The following is a 6,828-nucleotide window of genomic DNA, read 5'->3' on the forward strand; positions in this document are numbered from 1 at the left end:
GTCGCAGGTAGGGGGTGCCTTGATACCTCGGACCGATTGACGCCCACCGGGGGCCGAGCGCGATGATCGTGGGGTCGGCTCGACCATGGAGGGGGCGGTTCGCATGTGGGGGAAGTGGATCGGTTGCACGGTGCCGGTGGCGGCGCGGGGCAGGTTCGGGTCCGCCCAACGTGCCTGGGCGGCGATCGGTGACGAAGTGGGCCTGGTCGGGCAGGTCGGCGGCTGGGACCGGGATTCCGGTGGCGCCCGGATCCTGGGGCTGTGGAGCGACTCCGAGTCCTACGGGCGCTTCATGCGTGAGCGGCACGACGAGGTGTTCGCCCTGAGCGGCCAGGGCGGCGCCTACAGCGCGATCGAGACCGCCACGGGTGAGACCGTCCTCGAAGTTGCCGGCGAGACGGCGGACCTGCCCCGGGCCTTCGAGGGCGCGGGGCTGTTGCGGGTCGCCGACTGCCGGGTGCTGCCGGGCCGGGCGGACCACTTCCTGGAAGTACAGCGCCGCGTATGGGGACCGGGCATGGCGGCGGCGGGCGGCATGCGGGCGGGCGTGGTCACCCGACTCGCCCCGGACCGGTACCTGGTCACCACCCTCTGGTCCGACCTCGCCGCTCACGACCGCTACCGCACCACGCGCTTCCCCGTACTGCGCGCCCGTGCCGGGCTCTCGGACCACCTCCGCTCGATGACCGGTCACCTCATACCCCTGGAGCGGGACTGGTGCGTCGTGGCCACCGCCCACCGCTGACGCGTGACGCGGACGTCCCGGAACCGCCCCGGCGGAAGGCGAGTGCTGTGGCCGGAAAGACTTGCGCCCCGGGTGCGGGGCACCGGGTCCCCGCCGGGGGTCACCGTTGCCGGGGCTCGGGCCGCCACTCCTCGGCCGGCAGCCCGAGGATCACCTCGTCGACGAAGGCGCCGCTCACCCACGCGGAGCGTCGTAGCGTGCCCTCCAGGACGAAGCCGGTCCGCAGGGCGGCTCCGATCATCGCCGCGTTGTCTGCGAGGGTGTCCACCTGGAGCCGGTGCAGTCCGCGCACGGTGAACCCGTACCGGCACAGCAACTGCACGACCTCGGCGCCGAAGCCCCGCCCGCGGCAGCCCGGGCGCAGCGAGATCCCGAGATGCGCGCCGCGGTTGTGGGTGTCGATGCCCCACAGCAGGGCCTCGCCCGCCAGTTCGCCCGAGGCCAGGTCGACGACGGAGAAGAACACCACGTCGTCGGCGGGGGCGGCCGGCTCGTACGGGGAGTGTCCGCCGGCGGCGCTCAGCGGGCGCCAGGGCCGGGAGTCGGCGCGCGAGCGCGTCGCGACGTCCTCGTAGAGCTCCGTGTGGAGCACGGGTACGTCTTCGGGGAGCCGGGCGCGCAGCCCGGTCAGGTTTCCTCGGATCACCCGGTCTTACTAGCCGCCGGGACCGCCTGTCCACAACCGGGTTTGCGGGGCGCTGCGGGTACGGGTCCGCCCCGGCCGGGCGTGGTGCCGGCCGGGGCGGTTCCGTGTGCGGGGTCCCCGGGGTGAGCCGGGATCCGGACTCAGCCCAGGATCGCGAGCGCCTGGTTCAGCGTCTCGGACGGGCGCATGATCGCCGCGGCCTTGGCCGCGTCGGGCTGGAAGTACCCGCCGATGTCGGCCGGGGAGCCCTGGACGGCGATGAGCTCGTCGACGATGGTCCGCTCCTGCTCGGCCAGCGTCTTGGCGAGGGCGCCGAACGCGGCGGCCAGCTCGGCGTCGTCGGTCTGCTTGGCCAGCTCCTGCGCCCAGTACAGGGCGAGGTAGAAGTGGCTGCCGCGGTTGTCGATGCCGCCCAGCTTGCGGCTCGGCGACTTGTCCTCGTTGAGGAAGGTGCCGGTGGCGCGGTCCAGGGTGTCGGCCAGCACCTGGGCGCGGGCGTTGCCGGTGGTGGTCGCGAGGTGCTCGAAGGAGACGGCCAGCGCGAGGAACTCACCGAGGGAGTCCCAGCGGAGGTAGTTCTCCTTGACGAGCTGCTGGACGTGCTTCGGGGCGGAGCCGCCGGCGCCGGTCTCGAAGAGGCCGCCGCCGTTCATCAGCGGGACGACCGACAGCATCTTGGCGCTGGTGCCCAGCTCCAGGATCGGGAAGAGGTCGGTCAGGTAGTCGCGCAGCACGTTGCCGGTGACGGAGATGGTGTCCTCGCCGCGGCGGATGCGCTCCAGGGAGTACGCGGTGGCCTCGACCGGGGAGAGGATCTCGATGGTGAGACCGTCGGTGTCGTGGTCGGCGAGGTAGGTCTTGACCTTGGAGATCAGCTGCGCGTCGTGGGCGCGGCCCTCGTCCAGCCAGAAGACGGCCGGGACGCCGGTGGCGCGGGCGCGGGTGACGGCGAGCTTGACCCAGTCCTGGATCGGCGCGTCCTTGGTCTGGCAGGCGCGGAAGATGTCGCCCTTGGCGACCTCCTGCTCCAGGACCGTGTTGCCCGCGGCGTCGACGAGGCGGACGGTGCCCGCGGCGGCGATCTCGAAGGTCTTGTCGTGGCTGCCGTACTCCTCGGCCTTCTGGGCCATGAGGCCGACGTTCGGCACCGAGCCCATCGTGGACGGGTCGTAGGCGCCGTTGGCGCGGCAGTCGTCGACGACGACCTGGTAGACACCGGCGTAGCTGCTGTCCGGGAGGACCGCGAGGGTGTCGGCCTCGGCGCCGTCCGGGCCCCACATGTGGCCGGAGGTGCGGATCATGGCCGGCATCGAGGCGTCGACGATGACGTCGGACGGGACGTGCAGGTTGGTGATGCCCTTGTCGGAGTCGACCATGGCGAGGGCCGGGCCCTCGGCGATCTCGGCGTCGATCGAGGCCTTGATCGCGTCGCCGTCGGGCAGGGCGGCCAGACCGTTCAGGACGGCGCCGAGGCCGTCGTTCGGGGAGAGGCCGGCGGCGGCGAGGGTCTCGCCGTGGCGCGCGAAGGTCTTCGGGAGGAAGGCGCGGACCACGTGACCGAAGATGATCGGGTCGGAGACCTTCATCATCGTCGCCTTGAGGTGCACGGAGAACAGGACGTCCTCGGCCTTGGCGCGCTCGATCTGGTCGTTGAGGAAGGTGCGCAGGGCGTCGACGTGCAGGACGGACGCGTCCACGACCTCACCGGCGAGGACCGGTACGGAGTCGCGCAGCACGGTGGTGGTGCCGTCGGCGGCGACGTGCTCGATGCGCAGCGTGCCGGCCTCGGAGATCACGGTGGACTTCTCGGTGGAGCGGAAGTCGTTCTCGCCCATGGTGGCGACGTTCGTCTTCGACTCGGAGGTCCAGGCGCCCATGCGGTGCGGGTGGGCCTTGGCGTAGTTCTTCACCGAGGCGGGGGCGCGGCGGTCGGAGTTGCCCTCGCGCAGGACCGGGTTGACGGCGCTGCCCTTGACCTTGTCGTAGCGGGCGCGGATCTCGCGCTCCTCGTCGGTCTTCGGGTCGTCCGGGTAGGCCGGGAGGGCGTAGCCCTGGGCCTGGAGCTCGGCGACCGCGGCCTTCAGCTGCGGGATCGAGGCCGAGATGTTGGGAAGCTTGATGATGTTGGCTTCGGGGGTCTTCGCCAGTTCGCCGAGCTCGGCGAGGGCGTCGGCGATCCGCTGGCTCTCCTCCAGGTGCTCGGGGAAGCTGGCGATGATCCGACCGGCCAGGGAGATGTCACGGGTCTCGACATTCACACCGGCCGTCGACGCGTACGCCTGGATCACAGGCAGGAAGGAATACGTCGCGAGGGCCGGGGCCTCGTCAGTGTGCGTGTAGATGATGGTCGAGTCAGTCACCGGATGCTCCGCTCCACAGTCTGCGTCTCTCGTCTGCAACATTGCTCGACATCAAGATATCTCGTGATCGGGTCGACCTGGACAGCCCCCTGCCCCAAGTCGGACGAGACGCGCATCACCTTCGGACGGAACGACGGCGGACCGCGGCCGCGGAACGACGGCGTACCCGGCCGCGGTCCGGCGGTGGAACGACGAAGGCGCCGCCGTCGACCGTGGCTGGTCTGCGGCGGCGCCGGGAGAGCGGGTCGTTCAGGCGTGGATCTGCTTGGGGCTCGCGCCGTACGCGTTCGGTCCGGCGTCACCCTCGGTGGCCATGAGGACGATCATCCAGATCCATCCGACGAACGGGATGAGGCCGACCAGGTACCACCATCCGGACTTGCCGGTGTCGTGCAGCCGCCGGACGCTGAGGCCCAGCGTGGGAAGGAACACGGCCAGGGTGTAGATCCAGGTGATGACCGGGTAGCTGCCCAGGGCGAAGTCGATGACCGTCAGGACGATGACGACGGGGATGGTGCACAGGACGAACATCCAGTATTCCTGGCGGCGCGATCGGCCGTTGAAGTCCGCGTAGCGCTTGATGACGTCGACGTAGTAGTTCACGGGTCCCCCCTAAGGACGGCATCGACGGCCCCGCCCATCGGAAGGGGGCGGGCCGGATTTATGCCCTCGGGACGACGCGCCCAAGCCACTTCCAGGGAATGGGAATTGGCCACCACCCTTGTTTTCGAAGGGAGTTGGGACATCCTTCGTCGGCAGTGACGGGTGGTGCGGAGGTGGCTCGGGCGGCGGGTCAGCCGATGCGGAAGGAGTCGCCGTACACCTTCCATTCGAGCGGGGTGTCGAGGTTCAGGTTGCCCTTCTTCAGGAAGACCCGCTGGGCGGTGTCGACGCGGCTGGTGTCGCTGTGCGCCTCCTCCTGCCTCATCGCCCAAACGCGGGCGTCGAGGAAGGCGTTGAGCCAGGTCGTCTCGTTGCCGCCCTGGGCGGGGGGCTTGGCCTTGGTGAGGGCGCGCTTGCGGATGTTGCGGAAGCTGGTGGAGTCGGTGCCGTCCCCGTGCATGACGATGGCGTCGTAGTAGATGAACTGACCGAGGGTTCCCACGCCGTCCGTCTTGCCCTGCTTGACCGACGGGTTGAAGTAGACCCGGTCACGTTCGTGGTCCTGGGCCTTCTTGAACTCGGCGTCCTGGGCCGCCTTGGCCCAGTCCTTGGTGAAGTTGGGGTCGAGGCCCGCGTGCGAGTCGCTGCCGTCGACGTCGCGCAGGGCCGGCAGGTACTTGGCGAGCACGTTGCCCGGCTTGACCCGGGTGTAGTACTCGACGAGGTCGAGCATGTCGCCGGTGCCGGAGCAGAAGCCGATGATCCCGGCGGTGTAGCCGCGACCGTCGCCTATGTCCTCGATGTACTTGTACTGCGCCTTCCAGTCCAGCGAGGAGTTCTCCGCGCTGGAGACGATCCGCATGGCGATGTCTTTCTTCGCCGGGTCGTCGAGTCCGGTGGCGGCGGCCGCGACGGCCGTCGCGGGGGCGGGTGCGGACGCCGGGGTCGCGGTGGCGTGCGCCGCCACCGGGGCCGCGAGCAGGGCCGCGCCGAGCAGGGCGCCGATCGTCATCGTCTTGCGGTGAGGGGTGAACACAAGGCCTCCGTACGGTGGTTGAGGCTTCCCGATTCCGTTAGGAAACTTTCCTACCAGATATCGGGGGGTGCCGACACCCCCTGCGGGCCATCTGCGGAAGAAACCAATCCGCACGCGCCGCGGCTCCGAAGTGCTCCATGACCGCCGCCGTCACCCACCCGGAGGACCCGCCATGACCCGTACGCGACCGCGCCCCGCACGGCACGGGCGGAGGGGAGCGGCGTGAGGCAGTCCATTCCCTTCGGCGCCCCGCAGGAACGGTCCGCCCCCGATCTCCCGAACCTGATGGAGCTCGTCGCCCGCGGTGACCAGGACGCCTTCGCCGCGCTGTACGACGTGATCGCGGGCCCCGTCCACGGCATCGTCGTCAAGGTGCTGCGGGACCGTGCGCAGTCCGAGGAGGTCGCCCAGGAGGTGTTGATCGAGGTCTGGCGGCAGGCCCCGCGCTACCGACCGGACAAGGGCGGCGTCATGACCTGGGTGCTGACGATCGCGCACCGCCGCGCGGTGGACCGGGTGCGTTCGGCGCAGGCCGCGACGGCCCGCGAACAGGACACCGCCTCGCGCGAGCACGCCCGCCCGTACGACGAGGTGAGCGAACAGGTGGAGATCCGGCTGGAGAGCGAGCAGGTACGGCGCTGCGTGCGCGGCCTGACCGACCTGCAGCGGCAGGCCGTCAACCTGGCCTACTACGGCGGCCTGACCTACCGCGAAGTGGCCGAGACGCTGAACACCCCACTGCCCACGGTCAAGACTCGGCTGCGCGACGGACTGATCCGGCTGCGCGACTGCATGGGGGTCACGGCATGAGCCGCACCGGCACCGACAGCCAACAACTCCACGCGCTCTCCGGGGCCTACGCCCTGAACGCGCTCGACCCCGGCGAACGTGACGCCTTCGAACGGCACCTGGAACGTTGCGCGCTGTGCACCCAGGACGTACGGGAGTTCTCGGCGACGGCGGCCCGGCTCGGTTCCGCGGTCGCCCTGCCCGCCCCGCCCGGGATGCGGCGGACCGTCCTCGCCCGCATCGACGGGGTGCGCCAGCAACCCCCCGCTCGGCGGAGCATCGTGGCGCTGCGCCGCCGTGCCCTGCCGCTGGCCCTGGCGGCCTGCCTGGCGGGGGCACTGGCCCTCGGCGGGGCGGCCCTGCGCGAACACGAGCAGGCGCAGCGGACGGCGATCGCCCTCCAGGACCTGACGGCGGTGCTCTCCGCCCCGGACGCCCGTACGGTGACCACCCGCCCGGGGTCGGGCATGACGGGGAAGGTGGTGGTGTCCGCGTCGCGCGACCGGGCGGCCTTCGTCAGCTCGGGGCTGCCCGCCGCTCCGGCGGGTCGGACGTACCAGCTGTGGTTCGCCGACGGGTCGGTGATGCGGCCGGCCGGGCTGGTCCGCGCGGACGGCGCCACCGTGTTGACGGGCCCCGTGGGGCGGGC

Annotated in this window: 7 protein-coding genes; 3 read left to right on the plus strand and 4 right to left on the minus strand. The window is 71.0% G+C overall.

Annotated features, from left to right (window positions below; translation table 11 throughout):
• The first annotated feature begins 103 nt into the window (after positions 1-103).
• Positions 104-745: a DUF4937 domain-containing protein gene (locus NOD94_RS29085; protein WP_281209111.1), complete on the plus strand. Its 642-nt coding sequence runs from the start codon at positions 104-106 to the stop codon at positions 743-745.
• A 100-nt stretch (positions 746-845) separates the two neighbouring features.
• On the opposite strand, the gene NOD94_RS29090 is transcribed toward NOD94_RS29085, so the two are convergent.
• The 4 genes from NOD94_RS29090 to NOD94_RS29105 all read right to left on the minus strand — a co-directional run bounded on the left by NOD94_RS29090 (position 846) and on the right by NOD94_RS29105 (position 5,366).
• The gene (locus NOD94_RS29090; protein WP_281209112.1) at positions 846-1,391 is read right to left on the minus strand and encodes a GNAT family protein; all 546 of its coding nucleotides are present in this window, start codon (positions 1,389-1,391) and stop codon (positions 846-848) included.
• Positions 1,392-1,531: 140 nt separating this feature from the next.
• On the minus strand, positions 1,532-3,751 hold the full coding sequence (locus NOD94_RS29095; protein ID WP_281209113.1) for an NADP-dependent isocitrate dehydrogenase: 2,220 nt from the start codon (positions 3,749-3,751) through the stop codon (positions 1,532-1,534).
• A gap of 249 nt (positions 3,752-4,000) precedes the next feature.
• Positions 4,001-4,354, minus strand: a complete 354-nt coding sequence (locus NOD94_RS29100; RefSeq protein WP_281209114.1) for a DUF805 domain-containing protein — start codon at positions 4,352-4,354, stop codon at positions 4,001-4,003.
• Positions 4,355-4,544: 190 nt separating this feature from the next.
• Positions 4,545-5,366 carry a chitosanase gene (locus NOD94_RS29105; protein ID WP_281209117.1) on the minus strand — a complete coding sequence of 274 codons (822 nt, stop codon included), beginning with the start codon at positions 5,364-5,366 and terminating at the stop codon, positions 4,545-4,547.
• Between the two features lie 309 nt (positions 5,367-5,675).
• On the opposite strand from NOD94_RS29105, the gene sigK reads away from it, so the two are divergent.
• Both sigK and NOD94_RS29115 read left to right on the plus strand, forming a co-directional pair.
• Complete coding sequence (gene sigK / locus NOD94_RS29110; protein ID WP_281209118.1) at positions 5,676-6,200, plus strand: ECF RNA polymerase sigma factor SigK; 525 nt, start codon at positions 5,676-5,678, stop codon at positions 6,198-6,200.
• The coding region (locus NOD94_RS29115; RefSeq protein ID WP_281209115.1) for an anti-sigma factor at positions 6,197-6,828 on the plus strand (632 nt) is incomplete at its 3' end. The genes sigK and NOD94_RS29115, both read left to right, overlap by 4 nt.

Origin of the sequence: Streptomyces sp. Isolate_45, from assembly GCF_024721315.2 — a bacterium.
Classification (GTDB): Bacteria; Actinomycetota; Actinomycetes; order Streptomycetales; family Streptomycetaceae; genus Streptomyces.

Excerpts from the sequence above, each read along its gene's own strand:
- NOD94_RS29085 (WP_281209111.1), top strand. The coding sequence starts at position 104 with ATGTGGGGGAAGTGGATCGGTTGCACGGTGCCGGTGGCGGCGCGGGGC.
- sigK (WP_281209118.1), top strand. The coding sequence starts at position 5,676 with ATGGAGCTCGTCGCCCGCGGTGACCAGGACGCCTTCGCCGCGCTGTAC.
- NOD94_RS29105 (WP_281209117.1), bottom strand. The coding sequence starts at position 5,366 with ATGACGATCGGCGCCCTGCTCGGCGCGGCCCTGCTCGCGGCCCCGGTG.